19 protein-coding genes are annotated in these 21112 nt (G+C 67.8%); 8 read left to right on the top strand and 11 right to left on the bottom strand.

Features of this window, described 5'->3' with window-relative positions:
- The coding region (locus VSR71_RS24935; RefSeq protein WP_342916578.1) for a helix-turn-helix domain-containing protein at positions 1–170 on the bottom strand (170 nt) is incomplete at its 3' end.
- Positions 171–473: 303 nt separating this feature from the next.
- Here VSR71_RS24935 and VSR71_RS24940 point away from each other — a divergent pair.
- From VSR71_RS24940 to VSR71_RS24960, 5 genes are all read left to right on the top strand, one after another.
- Positions 474–2801, top strand: a complete 2328-nt coding sequence (locus VSR71_RS24940) for an FdhF/YdeP family oxidoreductase (protein ID WP_342916463.1) — start codon at positions 474–476, stop codon at positions 2799–2801.
- Between the two features lie 132 nt (positions 2802–2933).
- Positions 2934–3779, top strand: coding sequence for a formate dehydrogenase accessory sulfurtransferase FdhD (fdhD, locus tag VSR71_RS24945; protein WP_342916464.1), 846 nt, complete (start codon positions 2934–2936; stop codon positions 3777–3779).
- Positions 3773–4984, top strand: a complete 1212-nt coding sequence (locus tag VSR71_RS24950) for a molybdopterin molybdotransferase MoeA (protein WP_342916465.1) — start codon at positions 3773–3775, stop codon at positions 4982–4984. The genes fdhD and VSR71_RS24950 overlap by 7 nt, the downstream gene beginning before the upstream one ends.
- A 70-nt stretch (positions 4985–5054) precedes the next feature.
- A complete protein-coding gene (locus tag VSR71_RS24955) occupies positions 5055–6500 on the top strand; it encodes a PLP-dependent aminotransferase family protein (RefSeq protein ID WP_342916466.1) in 1446 nt (481 codons plus the stop codon).
- A gap of 1 nt (position 6501) precedes the next feature.
- Positions 6502–6765, top strand: coding sequence for a transcriptional regulator (locus VSR71_RS24960; RefSeq protein WP_342916467.1), 264 nt, complete (start codon positions 6502–6504; stop codon positions 6763–6765).
- A 27-nt stretch (positions 6766–6792) separates the two neighbouring features.
- Here the strand turns inward: VSR71_RS24960 and moaA are convergent, their stop codons facing one another.
- The 9 genes from moaA to VSR71_RS25005 form a co-directional block, all read right to left on the bottom strand.
- A complete protein-coding gene (gene moaA / locus VSR71_RS24965) occupies positions 6793–7893 on the bottom strand; it encodes a GTP 3',8-cyclase MoaA (RefSeq protein ID WP_342916468.1) in 1101 nt (366 codons plus the stop codon).
- Between the two features lie 124 nt (positions 7894–8017).
- On the bottom strand, positions 8018–8839 hold the full coding sequence (locus tag VSR71_RS24970; protein WP_342916469.1) for an HlyD family secretion protein: 822 nt from the start codon (positions 8837–8839) through the stop codon (positions 8018–8020).
- On the bottom strand, positions 8836–9048 hold the full coding sequence (locus VSR71_RS24975) for a DUF1656 domain-containing protein (RefSeq protein WP_342916470.1): 213 nt from the start codon (positions 9046–9048) through the stop codon (positions 8836–8838). The genes VSR71_RS24970 and VSR71_RS24975 overlap by 4 nt, the downstream gene beginning before the upstream one ends.
- Positions 9035–11119: an FUSC family protein gene (locus tag VSR71_RS24980; RefSeq protein ID WP_342916471.1), complete on the bottom strand. Its 2085-nt coding sequence runs from the start codon at positions 11117–11119 to the stop codon at positions 9035–9037. The genes VSR71_RS24975 and VSR71_RS24980 overlap by 14 nt, the downstream gene beginning before the upstream one ends.
- A 4-nt stretch (positions 11120–11123) precedes the next feature.
- Complete coding sequence (locus tag VSR71_RS24985; RefSeq protein WP_342916472.1) at positions 11124–11273, bottom strand: DUF2474 family protein; 150 nt, start codon at positions 11271–11273, stop codon at positions 11124–11126.
- Entirely contained in the window at positions 11273–12280 is a 1008-nt protein-coding gene (cydB, locus tag VSR71_RS24990; RefSeq protein WP_342916473.1) for a cytochrome d ubiquinol oxidase subunit II, read from the bottom strand. Before cydB ends, VSR71_RS24985 begins: the two co-directional genes overlap by 1 nt.
- Positions 12281–12293: 13 nt before the next feature.
- Positions 12294–13733, bottom strand: coding sequence for a cytochrome ubiquinol oxidase subunit I (locus tag VSR71_RS24995; RefSeq protein ID WP_342916474.1), 1440 nt, complete (start codon positions 13731–13733; stop codon positions 12294–12296).
- Positions 13734–14083: 350 nt separating this feature from the next.
- Positions 14084–14206 carry an MFS transporter small subunit gene (locus tag VSR71_RS25000; RefSeq protein ID WP_256504671.1) on the bottom strand — a complete coding sequence of 41 codons (123 nt, stop codon included), beginning with the start codon at positions 14204–14206 and terminating at the stop codon, positions 14084–14086.
- Between the two features lie 32 nt (positions 14207–14238).
- Complete coding sequence (locus VSR71_RS25005; protein WP_342916475.1) at positions 14239–15699, bottom strand: L-lactate MFS transporter; 1461 nt, start codon at positions 15697–15699, stop codon at positions 14239–14241.
- Positions 15700–16019: 320 nt separating this feature from the next.
- Between VSR71_RS25005 and VSR71_RS25010 the strand changes: the two genes are divergently transcribed.
- Positions 16020–17420, top strand: a complete 1401-nt coding sequence (locus VSR71_RS25010) for a sigma-54 dependent transcriptional regulator (RefSeq protein WP_342916476.1) — start codon at positions 16020–16022, stop codon at positions 17418–17420.
- A complete protein-coding gene (locus VSR71_RS25015; protein WP_342916477.1) occupies positions 17393–19474 on the top strand; it encodes a sensor histidine kinase in 2082 nt (693 codons plus the stop codon). Before VSR71_RS25010 ends, VSR71_RS25015 begins: the two co-directional genes overlap by 28 nt.
- Here VSR71_RS25015 and VSR71_RS25020 read toward each other — a convergent pair.
- The gene (locus VSR71_RS25020) at positions 19469–19699 is read right to left on the bottom strand and encodes a DUF1484 family protein (RefSeq protein WP_342916478.1); all 231 of its coding nucleotides are present in this window, start codon (positions 19697–19699) and stop codon (positions 19469–19471) included. The genes VSR71_RS25015 and VSR71_RS25020 overlap by 6 nt on opposite strands.
- Before the next feature lie 398 nt (positions 19700–20097).
- On the opposite strand from VSR71_RS25020, the gene VSR71_RS25025 reads away from it, so the two are divergent.
- Positions 20098–20925 carry a LysR family transcriptional regulator gene (locus VSR71_RS25025; protein ID WP_342916479.1) on the top strand — a complete coding sequence of 276 codons (828 nt, stop codon included), beginning with the start codon at positions 20098–20100 and terminating at the stop codon, positions 20923–20925.
- The last annotated feature ends 187 nt before the right edge of the window (positions 20926–21112 follow it).

A 21112-nucleotide genomic window follows, 5' to 3' on the forward strand; every position in this document is an offset into this window, starting at 1 on the left:
TCCTGTAGTCCGTGCTTGCGCAACCATACCAGCACTGTGGCGCTGCCTTGTATCCCGTACTTGCGTTGCGCCTCCTTATACGTCAGATCGCCTCTTTCAACTTCCTCCACCACCGCCAATTTAAAAGCCAGCGTGTAATCGCGTTGTGTTCGCTTTCGATCCGTCTCCAAGGCACTCTCCTCATCCCGGTTGGAAAAGTGTCAACCATATTCAGGACGGGTCACCTCGGACATTAAAGTCCTTCTTAAACATTAAAGTTCCTTCCTAGACATTGCTGTCCTTCTGAAATGTCTTGGCGATCCTGAACTGCGTCCCGCGCACAGCGCAATACTGTGCTCCCTGCCCACTCTCCGATTTGTACACACCGGCCAGCCTGCCGGAAATCTACTCTGGTGTCATCGCAACGATCCGGCCCCCCTGGCCCGCAATACAGACGGTCCGGATTGCCCCCGTTGTTACAGGACACCACGCCAATGAGCACCCCCAAACCTGAAGCAGGCCACATCGCCCCCTATACCCACCCCGCCGCCGGCTGGGGTGCGCTGAAGTACGTTGCCATCAACCTGATCAAGGAGAAGGTGGGCGGCGGCAAGTACAAGATGCTGTTCAAGCAGAACCAGGCCGATGGCTTCGACTGCCCCGGCTGTGCCTGGCCGGACCGGCAGCACGCCTCCACCTTTGAGTTCTGCGAAAACGGCGTCAAGGCCGTGGCGGCCGAGTCCACCAGCCTGCGCGTGACCCCCGAGTTCTTTGCGCAGCACACGGTGACGTCGCTGATGACGCAGACGGATTATGAACTGGAGCAGCACGGGCGCCTGACGCACCCCATGGTCTACGATGCGCAGACCGACAAGTACCGCGCGATCGCCTGGGACGAGGCCTTTGCGCTGATCGGGCGCCACCTGCGAGCGCTGCCGGACCCGAACCAGGCAGCGTTCTATACGTCGGGCCGCGCCAGCAACGAAGCCGCGTTTCTCTACCAGCTGTTCGTGCGCGCCTATGGCACCAACAACTTCCCCGACTGCTCCAACATGTGCCATGAGGCGACCAGCCGCGGCCTGCCGCAAACCATCGGCGTGGGCAAGGCCACCGTGGTGCTGGATGACTTCGAGCATGCCGACACCATTCTGCTGTTCGGCCACAACGCAGCCACTAACCATCCGCGCATGCTGGGCGAGCTGCGCGAGTGCGCGCGGCGCGGCGCCACCATTGTGTCGATCAATCCGCTGCGCGAACGCGGGGTGGAGCGCTTCACCAGCCCGCAGCACCCGGTGGAGATGCTGACCGGCTCCAGCACCAAAATCGCGTCGATGTTCGTGCAGCCACGGCTGGGCGGCGACTTTGCTCTGATCAAGGGCATGGCCAAGCGCCTGGTCGAACTGGATGACGAGGCCATCCGTCACGGCCACGAGCGGCTGATCGACGTGGATTTCGTGCGCGGGCACACCATCGGTTTCGGCGACTTTGTCGATGACCTGCGTACGCAAAGCTGGGCCGACATCATTGCGGAGTCGGGCGTGTCGCAGGAGGATATCGACGCGCTGACCCAGGTCTACGCGCGCGGCAAGCGCGTGATTGCCTGCTGGGGCATGGGGCTGACGCAGCACAAGCATTCCGTGCCGACGGTGCAGATCCTGTCCAACCTGATGATGATGCGCGGGAACATCGGCCGCCCGGGCGCCGGGCTGTTGCCGGTGCGCGGTCATTCCAACGTCCAGGGCGACCGCACGGTGGGAATCGAAGAGAAGCCCGAGCCGGAATTCCTGGACCGCCTGCAGGCAGCCTTCGGCTTCGAGCCGCCGCGCCAGCATGGCTATGACGTAGTGCACACCATCTCGGCGATGCTGGCGGGCAAGGTCAAGGTCTTTGTCGGGCTGGGCGGCAATTTCTCCACCGCCACGCCGGATACGCCGCGCACCTTCGAGGCGCTGCGCCAGTGCGACCTGACCGTGAACATTGCCACCAAGCTCAACCGCAGCCACCTGGTGCATGGCAAGGAATCCCTGATCCTGCCGACGCTGGGCCGCACCGAGATCGACCAGCAGGACGGCGTGGCGCAGGGCGTGACGGTCGAGGACTCGGTCTGCATGGTCCATATCTCCTTCGGCATGAACGCCCCGGCATCGCCGCACCTGTTGTCGGAGATTGCCATCGTCGCGCGCATGGCGGCTGCCACGCTCGGCTCGGAGAAGATCGACTGGCTCTGGTATGCGCAGGACTATGCCCGCATCCGCGATGCCATCGAACAGGTCATCGACGGCTTCGAAAGCTACAACGAGCGCGTGGCGGTGCCGGGCGGCTTCCACCTGACACCCGCGGCGTGCAACCGGGTCTGGCATACGCCGTCGGGCAAGGCGCAATTCCTTGCCAACCGCATCGACAAGGACACCCCCATCAACCGTGCGCGCCAGCAGTATGGCGACAAGCTGATGGTGATGATGACGACGCGCTCGCACGACCAGTACAACACCACGATCTATGGCCTGGACGACCGCTACCGCGGTGTGTTCGGCCTGCGCCGGGTGGTCTTCATCAACGCCGCGGACCTGGCCCGCCTCGGCCTGAAGGCGGGGCAGCGCGTGGACATCACCAGCGTCTGGGACGACGGCGTGCAACGCCGGGTCGAGGACTTCGTGCTGGTCGAATACGACATCCCGCAAGGCTGCCTTGGTGCGTACTACCCCGAGACCAATCCGCTGGTGCCGCTGGAAAGCACAGGCGATGGCTGCGGCACGCCCACGTCGAAGTCGGTGCCGGTGTTGCTGACGCCGTCCCGTCGCCAGGACGCGGCGACGAGCTGATCCCACGCTGCGCGCAAGACCGTTCGTCAAGCGACTGACGCCCCTGGTGAACGCTCCCCTCTCCCGCAGGCGGGAGAGGGGAGAAGCCGATCGCATGCAAGCGCCGCATCAATCTTCTTCAAGATACCCCACATGGAATCCACCGAACAAATTGAACACACAGGCTTTGAAGCGCGCGGCATCGTGCGGCACAAGCGCTGCGTGGCGCAGCCGGCCACCGACAACGTGGCCGAAGAACTGCCGGTGGCGCTGGTGTACAACGGCATCTCGCACGCCGTGATGATGGCCACGCCGCTTGACCTGGAGGCCTTCGCGGTCGGCTTCTCGCTGACCGAGGGCATCGTCGGCCACAACGCGGAAATCCACGATCTCGAGGTGCGCATGCATGCGCACGCCGCCGAGGTGCAGATGGAGATCAGCGAACACGCCTTTGCCACCATGCGGGCCCGCCGGCGCGCGCTGGCCGGGCGCACCGGGTGCGGCGTGTGCGGCATCGAAAGCATCGCGCTGCTGGACCTGGAGCCCGCGCGCATGCCGGAACCGGCTACCCGCCTGGTCCCGTCGCGCGGCATGATCGAGCGCGCCGTCGCGGCGCTGCCGTCGCACCAGCGGCTGATGCAGGCCACCGGCGGCGTCCATGCCGCGGCGTGGTGCAGTGCGGACGGCGAGATCCTCCATGTCTTCGAGGATGTCGGCCGCCACAATGGCCTGGACAAGCTGATCGGCCACCTGGCGATGCAGCGCGTAGACATGGAGGACGGCTTCGTGCTGCTGTCCAGCCGCGCCAGCTATGAACTGGTGCGCAAAGTGGCGCGCATGAACATCCAGATGCTGGCGACGATCTCGGCGCCGACCGCGCTCGCCATCCGCATCGCCGAGCAGGCCGGTCTGCGCCTGCTCAGCTTCTGCCGGCAGGACGGCTATGTCGACTACACCGGGGCGGCCCTCGAAGGCGCGCGCGGAGGCGCGGCATGCTGAGCTTCGACGAAGCCCAGGCCGTCTTCGCGATGTGCGCGCAGCCAGTGCGCGAGACCGAGACCGTGTGGCTGGGCCAGCTGAGCGGCCGCGTGCTGGCCCGCGACGTGGCCGCGGTGATCGATACGCCGGTGGCGGACCGCAGCGCCATGGACGGCTACGCCGTGCGCTGCGTGGATTGCCGCGCCGACGCCTGCCTGCCGCTGCAGCAGGTGGTCTATGCCGGCACCCAGCCGCAGCCGCTGCTGCCCGGCCATGCCATCCGCATCTACACCGGCGGCGTGATCCCGCCCGGCGCCGATGCCGTGGTCGCGCTGGAGGATGCCGAGGAGAGCTACCAGGGCGTGGTGAGCGCACGGGCGCCGGTGGCGAACCAGCATATCCGCCGCCAGGGCGAGGATGCCCGCCGCGGCGACCTGCTGCTGTCGGCCGGGACCCTGCTGCATGCCGGCCATATTGCCGCCCTGGCATCGCAGGGCCTGGCGGAGGCTGAGGTCTGCCGCCTGGTGGAGGTGGCCATCCTGACCTCCGGCGACGAGGTCGCCGCGCACGACGAGCCGCGCGACGTGTACCAGGTGCACGACGTCAATGGCCCCATGCTGGAGTCGCTGGTGCAGGCGATGGGCGCGGTGGTCAGCTGCCACCGCCATGTGCGCGACGACGAGCGCGCGCTGCACGACATGCTGCGCGAGCTGGCATGCGACGCCGACCTGGTGCTGGTTACGGGCGGGGCCTCGGTCGGCCAGCGCGACCTGGTGGCGGCGGCGCTGGCTTCCGCCGGTGGCGAGCTGCTTTGCCGCGGTGTCAACATGAAGCCCGGCAAGCCGGTCACGGTGGGGCGCCTGCGCGGCAAGCCCGTGGTGTGCCTGCCAGGCAATCCTGCCGCCGCCTATGCCACCTTCGCGCTGCTGGTGACGCCATTGCTGCGCCGCCTGCAAGGGCGGTCAGAACTGTTTCCGCCAGTCGGCCGGGTCAGGGCGGCACTGACGAGCACGCGCCCGCACCGGGGCGACGCGTTCTGGCGCGTGGGCGAGATCGGCAACCTCGGTGGCCGCGAGAGTTTCGTGCAGGTCAATGCACAGCAGGGCGCGGCTTCCGTGTCCGCGCTCGGCCAGGCCTGCGGCTTTGTGCGAGTGGAACCGCAATGCGCAGGATCCCTGCAAAACGTGCCCTTGCCGTACTATGATCTCCACCGTTGGCTCAGCTGATGGCTGCGGCGCGGAACCGGTTCAGGCACTGGCCGGGCCCGCTGGACACGGCAAGCAAGGGGAGCGCAGCGTGAAACTCTATGAAAAGCTGGCTGCGGATATCGAGGCCCTGGTGCAGCAGGGCGTGCTGCTGCCCGGCGAGCGGATTCCCTCGGTGCGGCAGACCAGCCAGCACCACCGCATGAGCATCACCACGGTGATCCGGGCCTACGTCCTGCTGGAGAGCCGCGGCATCATCGAAAGCCGGCCCCAGTCCGGCTACTTTGTGCGCGCGCGGGCGGGTGAGCCGGTGGCCACGCTGCGCCCGTCCAGGCCCAGCGCCAAGCCCTCGGCCGTGGATGTCAGCGCGCTGGTGCTGTCGACGCTGCGCTCGATCCGTTCGGACGAGGCCGTGCCGCTGGGTTCGCCCTATCCGGATCCTTCGCTGTTCCCGTGGCAGCGCATCAACCAGTACGCCAACAACATTGCGCGCCGCTATGCCAAGTGGACCATGCTGGACGACCTGCCGCCCGGCAGCCCCGAGCTGATCCGGCAGATCTCGCGCCGCTACCTCGAGAACGGCTACGCCATCGACCCGAACGAGGTCATCGTCACCATCGGCGCGACCGAGGCGATCAACCTTTGCCTGCAGGCCGTGGCCAAGCCGGGCGACACCATCGCGGTGGAGTCGCCGACCTACTACGCCATGCTCCATGCCATCGAACGCCTGGGCATGCGCGCCATCGAAGTAGCGACAGATCCCGCCGAGGGCATCGACATCGAGGCGCTGGCGCGGCTGATCGATGAAAAAGACGTGGCCGCCTGCATGGTGATGCCCAACTTCCAGAATCCGCTCGGCTTCCAGATGCCCGACGAGAAGAAGCGCGCGCTGGTGGCCATGCTGACCGCGAAGGACATCCCGGTCATCGAGAACGATGTCTATGGCGAACTCTATTACGGCGAGGCCCATCCGAGTTCATTGAAGGCCTATGACCAGGCCGGCATCGTGCTGCATTGTTCCTCGTTCTCCAAGACCCTGACCAATGCCTACCGTATCGGCTGGGCGCTGCCGGGGCGCTACCGCGAGGCCGTGGAACGGCTCAAGTTCCTCAACACGCTGACCACGCCGGCCATTCCGCAACTGGCGATCGCCGAGTTCCTGAAGAACGACGGCTACGACTTCCACCTGCGGCGCGTGCGCAAGGCCTATGCGCAGCAGGCCAGCATCATGGCGGCCACGGTGCGCAGGTGCTTCCCGGACGGCACCAACACCTCGCGCCCCGCGGGGGGCTACGTACTGTGGGTGGAGCTGCCGGCGGGCATCGATGCAATGGAGATGTACCACGCGGCGCTGGAGCATCGCATCACCGTGGCGCCGGGACACATGTTTGCGCCGGGCGCAACCTATCGGCACTGCATCCGGCTCAACTACAGCGGGGAATGGTCGCCCGGCATCGAGTCCGCCGTGCAGACGCTGGGCAAGATCGCGCAGCACCTGCTGGCGCGCAGCCGGGAAGCGGACGAGGAAGAGCACTAGCATGCAAGACGCCGACATCGATCCCGCCATCGTCGCCGTGCTCCAGGTCCTGTGCCAGGCCAGCCGCGACGCTGGCGGCAGCCCCTGGTCGCTTGCCAGGATCGCCAAGCGCTCGCGACTGCCGATGAGCGCGCTGCGGCGCGTGCTGACGCAGCTGCAGTCGGCCGGACTGGCCGACATGTCGATCGACGAGGACGGCCGCGGCCACGCGAGCCTGACGCCAGCCGGCGCGGAGCTCGCCGCGCAGGTCTTCCCCGAATCGTGATGGCGTCGCCGGGCCCGTGCCCGAGGCTCAGCCCCCCACCAGCGACATGCGCACCGTCGGATACTGCCGTTTGCCGCTGGCCAGCCGTTGCGCGCGCAGTTCCGAGTAGCGGTCGCCGCGGGCCTGCCACGCTTGCCGGATCGCGTCCGCCAGGGCTGGCTCCGGGTGGGCGGCGCCGAGGTGCTGGCGCAGGTCGACGGAGCGGGTGGCAAACAGGCACAGGTGGAGCCGGCCATCGACCGATACGCGGGCGCGGGTGCAGTCGCCGCAGAAAGGGTGCGAAACGCTGGAGATAAAGCCCAGCTTCAGGCTGCCGTCAGCCAGCAGGAAATTGCTGGCGGTCTCGCCGTCGCGCCTGGCGAGCGGCAGCAGCGCATGCGCGCGCTCGACCATGCCGCGCAGCTCGTCCGACGGCACGACGCGGGATTGCGACCAGCCGCTGGGGCCCTCCACATCCATATATTCGATAAAGCGCAGGGTGACGTCGCTGCCGCGGAAGTGTTCGACCAGCGGCAGCACCTGCCCGTCATTGGTGCCGCGCTCGACCACGCAGTTGACCTTGACCGGCACCAGGCCGGCGGCGCGGGCCGCGTCGATGCCCTCCAGCACGCGGCCGACCGGGAAATCCACATCGTTCATGGCGCGGAAGATGCCGTCGTCCAGGCTGTCGAGGCTGACCGTGACCCGGCCAAGGCCCGCGTCGCGCAGCGCGCGGGCCTTGCGCGCCAGCAGGCTGCCATTGGTGGTCATGGCGACTGCCACCGGCCGGCCGTCCAGCGTGCGCAGCGCGGCAATGCGCTCGACCAGGGACTCGATGCCCTTGCGCAGCAGCGGCTCGCCGCCGGTCAGGCGCACTTTTTCCACGCCCAGCCCGACAAAGGTGCGCACGATGCGCAGCAACTCGGCGTCGGACAGGCGTTGCGCGGGCGTGAGGAACGGATAGTCGCGCCCGAAGCGCGACTTGGGCATGCAGTAGGTGCAGCGGAAGTTGCACTGGTCGATCACCGACAGGCGCAGGTCGCGCAGCGGACGGCCGAGCTGGTCCAGCACGGCCGGCGCGGTCGGGTCGGGCTCGATGGTCGGATGACCGGACGTGGCCGGCAAGGCTTGCACAAGCGCTGCTTGCATGACGAATCTCCGTGGGGCAATGGAGTGGGGATGTGCTGTCCATCGTAGGCGCGGGGGGCCGCGCCGCGGGCGTACAAAGCGGCTGGCGCGCAAGCAGAACAGTTGGCCCGGCGCCGCCGCGGCGTCAGTGGCGCGGCTCTCGGATGCGCACCGTGGCGGTCTGGCCTGCGATCAGCTGGACACCGTCCGGGACCGGGTCCAGCGCGATGCGCACCGGTATGCGCTGCGCCAGGCGCACCCAGTTGAAGGTTGGGTTGACGCTCGGGAGCAGGTTCGGCCCGACCGCGCGGTCCTGGTCTTCGATGCCGGGCGCAATGCTCTGCACATGTCCGTGCAGCGGCGTGCGCTGGCCCATCACATGCACTTCAGCGGCGCTGCCGATCCGGATCGCGGGCAGCTTGGTCTCCTCGAAATAGCCCTCGACGTACTGCGAGCCGCTCGCCACCACCGACAGCGCTGGCTTGCCGCGGGTGGCGAAGTCGCCGGCGCGCGGCAGGCGGTCGCTGAGCTGGCCGTCGACCGGGCTGGTCACGCGGCAGCGCGCCAGGTCCAGCCGGGCCGCGTCGACCGCGGCCTCGGCCTGATCGAGGCGCGCCTGCGCGGCGGCCACTGCGGCCGCGCCAGGCTGGCGCCTGGCCAGCGCCAGCGCGGCGCGCGCCGACGCGGACTCGGCCTGCGCCTGCTTCAGGCCCAGGCGGAAGCGCTCCGGGTCCACCACGAAGAGGACCTGGCCGCGTTGCACCCGGGCGTTGTCGCCGACCAGCACGGCGGTGACCGGGCCGGAGACATCGGGCGCGACCTGGATCACGGCCGCGCGCACGTGGCCGTCGCGGGTCCATGGCGCCGCGGTGTAGTACTGCCACAGATGCCAGGCGGTCAGCGCGGCGGCGGCCACGGCCGCCAGGGTCACGGCGACCGGGCCGAGCAGCGAAAGCTTGCGAATCATGATGGGGCCTGCGAGACGAGCGCGACGAGCGCGCCCAGTACGAGGAGATAGAGCGAGAGGTTGAACAAGGACCGGTGCCACACGATACGGTAGAAGCCGATCCGGGCAAGTACGGCGCGCACCCCGGCGGTGACGGCGAACGCGGCCAGCATCCACACCACGGTGGCGGGCACGAACACGCCATACAGGTCGAATTCAGTGGCGTGCATGGCGTCTTTCCTCGTCATGGGGATAGAGGGCAAGGCGCAGCGTGGCCAGCGCCGCCAGCGTGGCGCGCGGGCTGCCGTGCGCGGGCGCCGCCAGCGCCGCGAACGCCGCATCGATCTGCGCGGCCAGTGCCGGCGCGGGCGGGCTGGCATGGCCGGCGCGCGCGCACTGGCGGTAGTGCCGCGCCACGCCTGCAAGCACGCGGGCCACGGCGCGGGCCGGGGCGCGCACCGTGGCGCGCCGCAGCGCCAGCGCGGCGGATTCCACCAGGAAGTCGGCCGCGGCGTTGCCGGCCTGCCTGTCGCTGGCATGGTTGCGGCGCGTCAACGGCGGCCATTGGCGCAGCAGGCGGTCCAGCATGCGGCCGCGCAGGCGCGCGCTGTTGACCGGCGCGCGCGGGTGGGCGGCCAGTGCGATCTCGTTCCAGTTCGCGCGCGCCAGCCGGTATGCCACCAGCTGCTGCCCGAACGGCTGCATCAGCACCGCCCACAGGGCGGCGAACACCAGCGCCGCCAGGCTGGCCAGGCTGCTGTTGAAGATGTTGGCAAGACTTGCCGCGCCGTGGTTCTGCGGGCCGGGGAACGATGCCGCGGTCACGGCCAGCAGCACGCCGAACAGCGCGAAGCGCGGCTGCGTCGTCATCGCGCCGATGACGAGGTAAGGCCCGAACAGCAGGGCGGCAAGCGAGCCGAAGTCATGCGCCAGCTGCAGCACCACGAACTGGTAGTACCAGGACAGCAGCGCGCAGGCGACGCTCCACGCGATCACCCGGCCGGCCACCAGCCGCGGCTCGGGCGTGCTGGCGATAAAGCAGCTGGCCAGCGCCGCCAGGCCGACCGGGACCGCGCCGTCCACCCATCCGGATGCCATCCACAGCATGCCGGCAACCAGGGTGGCCGACCCCGCCGTGGCGGCGCGGAACAATAGCTGCGCGTGGTCATGATGCCGGGCCTGCCCGGCCGGCTCCACGCGGTAGCGCAGCGCCGCCGGCTCGGTGCCGCCCTGGCGCAGGCTGGCCTGCAGCAGGCGGCAGTCATGCCAGAGCTCGCCCAGTTCGTCCAGGTAAATGCAGGTGGCCGCGACCAGCCGCGCATGCCAGTCGGCGGGTGCGGCCGGCGCTGTGCCTGCCGGGTACCACGATGGCGACGGGCGGGACGCGCCGGCAGCGCCCGAGATCCATGCCAGCATGGTGCGCAGGCGCTGCGCGACGCTGTCGGGCATGCCGGCGCGATGCCGGCGCAGCGCGCCCGCGGCATCGGCAAGCGCCAGCACCAGCGGCAGCAGCGCGGTCATGCGCTGGTGCAGCGCGCGTGCGCGCCGCAGCGTCTGCGCGCTGCCGGATTCATAGGCGAGCTGGGCCATCTGGGTTTCCATCGCCAGGATATCGGCGGCGAGCGTGCTGAAGCTGTCGTGGCGCTGCCCCGCGCTGGCGTCGCCGGCCAGCATGTCGGTGGTCCAGCGCGAGGCGTGGTCCATCCATGCCGATGCGCGCGCGGTTAGCGCCGGCGCGGTGCGGGACGGGAACACCACCGCGCTGACCACGCTGGCACAGACGATGCCGATGACGATCTCCTCGATGCGCGTGAGCGCCACGTCGAAGACCGTGGCCGGATCGGTGACGGTTGGCAGTGCCACGATCGGCAGCGTATAGGCCGCCAGCAGGCAGATGTAGTTGCGCGGTGCCGGCTCCAGCAAGGACACGTAGAGCAGGGTGCCGGTCCAGCAGGCAATCGCCGCCATCAGCAGCACCGGCTGGTCGACCAGCCAGGGCACCAGCGCCACGGCGCCGACGGCGCCCAGCAGCGTGCCGATGACGCGGTAGGTGCCCTTGGCATGCGTGGCGCCGGCGAGCGGGCTGGAAACCAGGTAGACCGTCGCCATGGCCCAGTAGGGCCGCGGCAGGCCCAGCGCCAGCGCCGTGCCGAGCGCCAGCATCGCCGCGCCGAATACCTTGAGCGAGTGCAGCCAGGGCGCAAGGTCCGGGGCGCCCGCCCACGCCGTGGCGAGCGAGCCGGCGATCCGGGCCGGGCGCGGGCGCGGTGTGTCGCGGGAGAGTTGGCCGGAAGCTGGCATGGCGTCAGTGCGAGAGGCCAACGGCGCGCATCAGCAGCTTCATCAGGCCGGCGCAGACAAAGACCGTGCCGACACCGGCCAGCCACAACGCCAGCAGCCAGCCGAGGCGGGCCGCCAGCCGCGCCGTGGCCTGCGTACGCGGGGTCCCGGACATCAGTGGTACCCCTCCCCGCGCCGGACCTTGCCGCGGAACACGTAATACGACCAGGAGGTGTAGGCCAGGATGATGGGCACGATGAAGAGCGTGCCGACCAGTGCGAAGCCCTGGCTTTGCGGAGGCGACGAGGCGTCAAAGATCGAGATCGACGGCGGGATGATGTTGGGCCAGATGCTGATGGCCAGCCCGGTATAGCCCATGAAGATCATCAGTAGCGCGTACAGGAACGGCGACACATTCGGCTGCCGGCGCAGCGACCGGTAGATGCCGAAGGCCGAGCCCAGCACCAGCAGCGGCACCGGCAGGAAGAAGAACAGGTTGGGCAGCGCAAACCAGCGCTGCGCGATCTCCGGGTGCGTCAGCGGCGTCCAGATGCTCACCGCGGCCACCATCGCCAGCATCACGCCGGTCAGCACGTTGGTCACGCGCAGCATGGTCCACTGCAGCCGGCCCTCGGTCTTCATGATGAGCCAGGTGACCCCGAGGAACGCATACGTGATCACCACGCCCACGCCGCAAAAGACCGGGAACGGCGCCAGCCAGTCGAGCGCGCCGCCGGTGAAGGTGGCGCCGTCCATGGCGATGCCGTCGATATAGGCGCCCAGCGTCACGCCCTGGAAGAAGGCCGCGACCACCGAGCCCCAGGTGAACGCGGCATCCCAGTAGGGGCGGCTGCGGTCGCTGGCCTTGAAGCGGAATTCGAAGGCCACGCCGCGGAAGATCAGCCCCAGCAGCATGAACACCAGCGGCAGGTAGAAGGCGCTGAGCAGCACCGAGTAGGCCAGCGGGAAAGCGCCCAGCAGCGCGGCGCCGCCCAGCACCAGCCAGGTTTCATTGCCGTCCCAGACCGGCGCGACGGTATTCATCATGACGTCGCGGTCATGGCGGTCGCCGACGAAGGGGAAGAGGATGCCGATGCCGAGGTCGAATCCGTCCATGATGACGTACATCATCACGCCGAAGAAGATCAGGGCGGCCCAGATAACGGGAAGGTTGATACCCATGTCGATCACCTGTTCAGGATTCGCGGCGGCCATGCGGGGCCATCGCGTTGGGTGTGGAAGCGGTGGCCATGGCGGCCGGAACGACGCTGCCCGGGCCGTAGGACGGCGCGTCGTGCGGGTGCGCGTCTGGCGCCGGGCCGGCGCTGGCCAGCTTGAGCATGTAGCGGATGCCTACGCCGAAGCAGACGAAATAGACCACCACGAACAGCGCCAGCGACAGCGCCACCGGGCCCGCCTCATGCGCGGAGACGGCATCGTGGGTGCGCATCAGTCCGTAGACCACCCACGGCTGGCGCCCGATCTCCGTGGTCATCCAGCCGGCCAGCAGCGCGATCAGGCCGGCGGGCCCCATTGCCACCGCCAGCCGCAGGAAGGCGCGCGAGCGGTACACGGCGCCGTTGCGGCGCAAGACCCATCCAAGCAGGCCGAACAGGATCATCGCCACGCCCAGGCCGACCATCGCGCGAAAGGTAAAGAACACCACGGTGGCATTGGGGCGGTCTTCCTTCGGGAAGTCCTTCAGCCCGCGGATCTGGCCATCCAGGCTGTGCGTGAGGATCAGGCTGCCCAGGCGCGGGATCTCGACGGCGTAGCGGGTTTGCTCGCGTTCCATGTCGGGAATGCCGAAGAGGATCAGCGGGAAGCCGCCTTTGTCGCCACTGGGCGCGGTGTTCCAGTGCCCCTCCATCGCCGCGATCTTGGCGGGCTGGTGCGCCAGCGTGTTCAGGCCGTGGGCGTCGCCCACCACCGCTTGCAGCGGCGCGGCCACCAGCACCATCCACAGCGCCATCGACAGCATCTTGCGCGCGGCGGGAACGGCGCGCCCGTGCAGCAGTTGCCAGGCCGACGCCGCCGCCACGAACAGCGCCGTCGACAGCAGCGCCGCAATCACCATGTGCGCGAGCCGGTAGGGGAACGACGGGTTGAAGATCACCTCGAGCCAGTCGGTCGGCACGACCTTGCCTGCCACGATGACATAGCCGGCCGGCGTGTGCATCCAGCTGTTGGACGCCAGGATCCAGGTGGACGAGATCAGCGTGCCCAGCGCCACCATCACCGTCGAGAAGAAGTGCAGCCCGGGCCCGACGCGGTTCCAGCCGAACAGCATCACCCCGAGGAAGCCCGCTTCCAGGAAGAAGGCGGTCAGCACCTCGTAGGTCAGCAACGGCCCGGTGATGCTGCCGGCGAACTGCGAGAAGCCGGACCAGTTGGTGCCGAACTCATAGGCCATGACCAGGCCGGAAACGACCCCCATGCCGAAGTTCAGCGCGAAGATCTTGATCCAGAACTGGTACAGGGTCCGGTACACCGTGTCCCGGGTGTAAAGCCAGCGCGCTTCCAGGAAGGCCAGGAAACATGCCAGCCCGATGGTGATGGCGGGAAACAGGATGTGAAAGGAAACCGTGAATCCGAACTGGATCCTGGCGAGTTCCAGGGCTGTGAGTCCGTGCATCGATGTGCTCTCCGTGGGGTTGCCGCCGGCACGACGGCATGTCGCGCGACACTACGGACAAGCGTAAGGACTACAGCGTGTCCGCCAGGGATACAGTTTTCGTGGAACTGTTCAAGCTCAGTTGTCCAGGCGGAGACCTGATGGCCCTCGACTTCCGACTGTTTGCTCCCCTCTCCCGCTTGCGGGAGAGGGGCAGGGGGTGAGGGCCGGCGTTGGCAATAGCGAGGACTTGCACTTCGTGGCAGCGCCCGCCCTCACCCCGACCCTCTCCCAGAGGGAGAGGGAGTACCCAATCGGCAAGCCCGGCGCCACGACCATGGGCACGCGGCGGACCGCCGCGGCGGGCGCGTTCAGCTGAACAACGCTAGCGCCTTGCCGAGGGTGGACCAGATGCCCGTGCCCAGCGGGATCAGTACATAGGCCCAGAACGCGAACAGCAGCAGGGTCTTGCCGAAGGTGCGATCGTCTTGCATAGCGTAGTCTCCGTGCGATGGGAAATCGGCGCTCAGGCCGCGCTGGCGGCTTCGCGCAGATGGTGCCGTGCATGCACGGGCCGCATCAGCAGGTTGCACGCGAAGCCCACCACCAGCAGGCCCGCCATGATATGCAGGGTGTCGACATAGACCTCGGACCTGGGCACGCCGAGCGCGAGCTTGTACTCGCGGATGTAGTTGACCAGCGCCGGCCCGGCAATGCCCGCGGCGGCCCACGCGGTCAGCAGGCGGCCATGGATGCCGCCGACGTAGGCGGTGCCGAACATGTCCGCCAGGTAGGCCGGTATGGTGCTGAAGCCGCCGCCGTACATGGTCAGGATCAGGAAGTAGCAAACCACGAACAGGGTCACGTTGCCGGACGCGCCGACCGCCGGCACCGCCATGTAGAGCGCGGCACCGAAGGCGAAGAAGATGGCGTAGGTGATCTTGCGGCCGAAATAGTCGCTGGCGGAGCTCCACAGGAAGCGCCCGGTCATGTTGCCGATGCTGAGCAGGCCGACGAAGCCCGCGGCAGCCGCGGCGGTGATGGTGCCCTTGAAGGTTTCCTGGATCATCACCGCGGCCTGGCCCAGCACGCCGATGCCGGCCGTGATGTTGAGGAACAGGATCAGCCACAGCAGGTAGAACTGCGGCGTCTTCAGGGCCTGGTCGATGTGCACGTTGGCGTGCGTCACCATCTTGCTTGGCTTGCTGGGGGGAACGTAGCCGGGCGGGGTCCAGCCGGGGGCGGGGATGCGGATGGCGAGCGCGCCGATCGACATCGAAATGAAGTAGATCAAGCCCATGACCAGGAAGGTCTCTGCCACCCCCGCGCTGGTGGCGGTCTTGAAATGGTTCATCAGCGCCACCGACAGCGGTGCGCCGATCATCGCGCCGCCGCCAAAGCCCATGATCGCCATCCCCGTGGCCATGCCGCGCCGGTCCGGAAACCAGCGGATCAGCGTGGAGACCGGCGAGACGTAGCCAAGCCCCAGGCCGATGCCGCCCAGCACGCCGTAGCCCAGGTAGAGCATCCAGATCTGGTGCAGCCAGATGCCGAGCGCCGAGACCACGAAGCCGCCGCCGAAGCAGCAAGCGGCGGTGAACATGGTGCGCCGGGGGCCCACCTTCTCCAGCCACTTGCCGGCAAACGCGGCCGAGATGCCGAGGAAGAAGATTGCCAGCGAGAACACCCAGCCCAGCGTGGTCAGTTGCCAGTCGCCGGGCGCGGATTGCGTGACGCCGAGGATGCGGGTCAGCGGCTCGTTGAAGACCGAGAAGGCGTAGGCCTGGCCGATGCACAGGTGCACCGCCAGCGCGGCAGGGGGCACCATCCAGCGGTTGAAGCCGGGGCGCGCGATGATGGCCTCCTTGGAGAAAGGAGACGGGCGCGACGTCGGCTGGGATGGCGAGGGGTCGGCGCCGTGGCGGGACCGATGCTGCGAGGTGGGTGAGGTTGGCGAGGGCGTCTGCGCTTGCGCGGGATATGACATGAAGTTGTCTCCTACCTGGAAGTGGCAGCCTCTTGTTGCGCGGGGTGCGGTGGGCTGGAGCGCGTCGTTCCGCAAATCCTGTGCCCAGAGCGCAATCCCTTTGCCTTCAACGGATGACGGCGCGCGGCCGGCACCACGGCCCCGGCGCGATGGACAAATTGTCCGGGCGCCGGTCCCTTGCCCCGGCCAAAATGTCCATCCGCCGCCTGGGGCTGCCGGGGCCGCCGGCGCGGGCTCGGTTTAATTCCCAATACAGTGGGGGCGCCGACTGTCGCTAGACTCTCCCACTCTCCGTCCCTCCGCCCGCAACAACGAAAGTGATGAGCGAACGACAAAGCAATGCTGCCGATTCCGACAACTGGCAACGCCGCACCATCCTGGTGGTGGACGACGAGGCCGGCATGCGTTCGTTCCTGTCGCGGGCGCTGGAGGGCAAGGTCGATTGCGTGATGACCGCCGACAGCGCCGAAGCCGGCGCGGCGCTGCTGGAGCAGCGCCATGTCGACCTGATCCTGCTCGACGTGGCGCTGCCGGGCGCCAGCGGCGTGGAATGGCTCAAGGCGCTGCGCGCCGCGGGCAACCCCGCCGATGTGATCCTGATGACCGCCTTCGCCGACATGGAGACCGCCATTGCGGCATTGCGCTCCGGCGCGGCGGATTTCATCGTCAAGCCGTTCCGCGTCGACCAGATGCTCAATGCCATCCGGCGCTGCTTCGACCGCGCGCGCCTGGCGCGCGAGAACTACCTGCTGCGCCGCGAGCTGGACAAGTACACCATCCACAAGCATGTCATCGGCACCTCCGAAGCCATGAGGAAGGTGATGGCGCTGGTCGCGCGGGTCGCGCCGATGCCGTCGACCGTGCTGGTCACGGGCGAGTCCGGCACCGGCAAGGAAGTGGTGGCGCGCGAGCTGCACCGCCTGAGCGGGCGGCAGGGCCAGTTTGTGCCGCTGAACTGCGGCGCGATGGCACCTGAGCTCATCGAAAGCGAGCTGTTCGGCCACGCCAGGGGCGCGTTCACCGGCGCCGCCGGCGCGCGCCATGGCCTGTTCCTCTATGCCGACGGCGGCACGCTGTTCCTCGACGAGATTTCCGAACTGCCGCTGCCGATGCAGGCCAAGCTGCTGCGCGTGATCGAGGACCGGCGCATCCGCCCGCTCGGCACCGAGCGCGAGATCGTGGTGGACGTGCGCATCGTCGCGGCCTGCAATCGCAACCTGGCCCATGAGGTGGCGGCCGGGCGCTTCCGCCAGGACCTGTATTACCGGCTCGACGTGGTGTCGGTCGCGATCCCGCCGCTGCGCACGCGGCCGGAAGACATCGTGCCGCTGGCCGGGCATTTCTCCGAGCAGCTGTCTGCCCAGCTGGGCCTGCCCGCGGTGCCGCTCTCGCCCTCGCTGGTGCGCCTGCTAGAGGCCTATGACTGGCCGGGCAATGCGCGCGAGCTGCGCAACCTGGTGGAGCGGGCGTTGATCCTGGGCGAGTACCCGGTCGAGCTGCTGGCGCAGCCGGGCGAGCCGGCGCAGGCCGGGCAGGCCGTAGCACCCGACCATGCGCCGGTGCCGGCCGACGATGCCGTGCTGCTTGAATCGGTGGAGCGCCGGCACATCCTGCACGTGCTCGCGTCCGAGGGCGGCAACCGCGCGGAAGCGGCCCGCCGGCTGGGCATCTCGCGGCGTACGCTGGACCGGAAATGCCTGCAGTGGGGGCTGCGTCCTTGACGCGGGTGCGCCCGGCCGCCTGGGCCGCGCTGGTGCGCCGCTATCGCGCGTCGCTGCGCGCCAAGCTGGTGTCGATCGTGATCGCGCCGCTGCTGGTGGCGCTGGTGGCGCTGCTGCTGCTGATGGCGTTGTGGGGCGACCGGGTGTTCCAGGCGCTGCTGGCCTACAAGGTCAACAGCGACCTGCTGGTCGCCCATGAATACTTCGAGCATATGGTCGGCGGCGTGAAAGATCGGGTCTTGCAGGAGGCCAGGTCGCATGCGTTGGTGGATGGGCTTGACCGCGGCAGCGCCATGCCCGGCATCCTGGCCGACGCGCGGCGCACGCACGGACTCGACTTCCTGCAATTGCTCGACCCCAAAGGGCGGCTGCTTGCCGCTGCGCCGGCTGGTGCAGCGGGTACAGACTACGTCGGCTGGCGCGTGGTGGAAAGCGCCGCGACCGGCCGCGCGGATGGCGCCACCGACGCCTGGTCCGCCGCGCAGCTGGCTGCCGTCTCCGGTGACCTTGCAAGGCGCGCCCAGGTGGCGCTGCGCGCCACCGCCAATGCGGCATCGACCGACAAGACCATGGAAACCCGTGGCATGGTGATGCACGCGGCGGCGCCGGTGTTCGACGCGGCGGGCAGGCTGGTGGCCATCCTGCACGGCGGCACGCTGCTGAACCATAACCTGGCCTTCATCGACACCATCAACGCGCTGGTCTACCAGCCGGAATCGCTGCCGCGCGGCAGCCAGGGCACCGCCACGCTGTTCCTGGACGACACCCGCATTGCCACCAATGTGCGGCTGTTCCATGGCGAACGCGCGCTGGGCACGCGTGTCTCGCGCGAGGTGCGCGACAAGGTGCTGCTGCGTGGCGAGAAATGGCTGGACCTGGCGTTCGTCGTCAACGACCGCTACATGAGCGCCTATGAGCCGATCCTGGACAGCCGCGGCCAGCGCATCGGCATGCTGTACGTCGGCTACCTGGCCAGGCCGATCAGCCAGGCCAAGGATCTTGCGCTGGGCGTGCTGGTGGGCCTGTTCCTGCTGCTGGCCGTGGCGGGCGCGCTATTCTCGCTGCAGTGGGCCAGGCGCGTATTCACGCCGATGACGCAGATGGTCGGCACCATGCGCGCGCTCAAGGCCGGCAACGACAATGCGCGCGTCGGCCCGGTGCGCAGCGAGGATGAACTGGGCCAGCTGGCCGGCCAGTTCGACCAACTGCTGAATGACCTGCAGCAGCGCAATGCCGAACTCAGGGACTGGGCGGATTCGCTCGATCGCAAGGTCGCCGAGCGGACCCGCGAGCTCGAGGATGCGAACGCGGTGCTTCGCGCGACCCGGCAGCAACTGATTACATCGGAAAAGCTTGCTCTCGCGGGGCAGCTTACGGCGGGCGTGGCCCATGAGATCAACAATCCGATTGCAGTGATCCAGGGCAACCTGGACGTGGCGCGTGATATTCTCGGCCCGGCCGCCGAGCCGGTCCGGCATGAATTGCGGCTGATCGACGAGCAGGTGCGACGCATCTACCTGCTGACCAACCGGCTGCTGCAGTTCGTCCGGCCAGAGGCATACGCCGGCAATACCGAGCGCCTGGATGTGGGCGAGGTCGCGGCCGGCTGCGTGGACCTCGTCCGGCATATGCTGAAGGATGCGGCCATCCAGATCGAACTGGCCTGCCTGGCCACCCGCCGCGTGCGCATCAGCCGCAGCGAACTGCAGCAGGTCATCGTCAACCTGCTGACCAATGCCATCCACGCCATGCCCGAGGGCGGCAACCTTACGCTGACCACGCGCGACTGGGAAGGGCGCGGCGTGACGCTGCATGTGCGCGACACGGGCCGCGGCATCCGCGCGGAAGACCTGCCCAACCTGTTCAATCCGTTCTTCACCACCAAGAAGCAGATGGGGACCGGCCTCGGCCTGTCCATCAGCTACGCGCTGGTGGAGCGCTATGGTGGCCGGATTACCGTGGAAAGCACGGTGGGGCAGGGTGCGGAGTTTATCGTCTGGCTGCGCGAAGATGCGCCTGCGGCAGGGGCAGAACCGGATGACCGGGTCTCATAACGACTCAGCCTCAGGATGCAACGCCTCTGCGATCTGATCCACGTGCAGTTTGATCATCGCCAGCAGGCAATGGACGCCGTGGCATCCCTCGGACCGTTCGCTTTCCACTTCCAACAGCGACAGGACGCTACCCAGGCCGGCCTGGATCCGGTCGAGTGATTCCAGGGTTGCCGCCGGAATGCCGACGAAGATGGTTTCGTGCTGGGGATGGGTTTTCTCTTGCATTGCGCTCTCCTGAAGAAGGTTGGGAGACCCGCCTGATGCAAACAGTAGAGGGTGGCGGGCCTGACAGCGGGGGTCGCAATACCGGCTCTCTGACGAACACCGGCCAGCCTTATCGGCTGCCCCGCCCGGCCCGCCATGGTGAAGCGACGCGCGCGTGCGTGTGGGGATGGTCGCATGGGCGACCATCCGTCAGAGAGAAAAGCGGGTTGCGACGCCCGATCACCGTTGTTTCGGTGATGGGCTTAGTTTTGCCTTTTCAGTGGGGGAGGGCGATCAGACGATTCGCAATTTTCCTTTGGGGCTTCGGAGGTAGCACAGGTCGGTTGAGTCTGCAGGCGAACTTGGTCAGTAGCTGTTGATGTGGCTGGCGACTGGCTGAGATCGTTAAGGATTGTTCGATGTCTGCCCTCGTCTGCAGGGCAGTGAGAGGCCGCATCCAGGCCCTGGAGACAGAGACTGGCATGCAGTTGTGCGATCGCGGCACGCGCGGCGTCACCCTCACCGCTGTGGGAAAGATGGTCGTCGAGCGTGCGAAGCGCATCATGTTCGAGACGCGTTGCCTGACCCGCGATCTGACCCTCATGCGCGAGCATGTGATCGGAAATGTCCAGTTTGGGCTTGGCCCTTTTCCCGCCGCAACCTTACTGGCTGACACCCTGCGGAAGCTGCATGCCGAATGGCCGCAGTTGCAGGTTGCAGCAGAGGTCAACAGTCCGCCTGTGCTCCTCGCTGCCCTACAGGCAGAATCGCTCGATTTCGTTGTTGTCGAACGTCGCACCGTTCCGCAGAATGAGGATCTTTCGGTGCATCGTCTGCGTCCGGAGGCCGCCGGCTTCTTTGTACGTCCATCAAATCCGCTTCGTCACAGCAGCCGGATCACGCCAGCGCAGTTACGCGAGGCCACACTGATATCTGTGCCGTTTCCCATCCGGGGTGCAGGCCCGCTGCGAAAGCTATTGGGCTGTCGTAGTGACGAAAGGCTCCCGCTGCAACTTGAAAGCAATGATTTCCATGCCCTGACGCTACTGGCCTGCCAGTCCGATGCGGTGCTGCTCGGGCCGGTCCGGGCATTGACTGCCGCTGTCGAGGCTGGCGCGCTTGCAAGGTTGGAGATTGCAGGCAGTGCCGATGATATAGCCATGGACTTTGATATTGTTCACCTGGCGCACCGTACGCTGTCGCCTGCCGCACAGCGGACTATCGCGACTATCAATGCCTTGGCCTGAAGTCCCCTGCGTTGAAGCACCCTTCTTGGCAACTGAGGGCGGCGTCCGGATCGGGGGCGAAAGCGGTCGCAGCCCATAACAGGGGCTATCCTGCCCGCGAACGTAATGCTGGCAACCAGGGGCGGCCTCTGAGGGAATTGACGACGTCTGCTGAATCCGGTGCGCGGCAAGTTCCAGAAACGGGGCC

This window comes from Cupriavidus oxalaticus, from assembly GCF_038900635.1.
Taxonomy (GTDB): domain Bacteria; phylum Pseudomonadota; class Gammaproteobacteria; order Burkholderiales; family Burkholderiaceae; genus Cupriavidus; species Cupriavidus oxalaticus_B.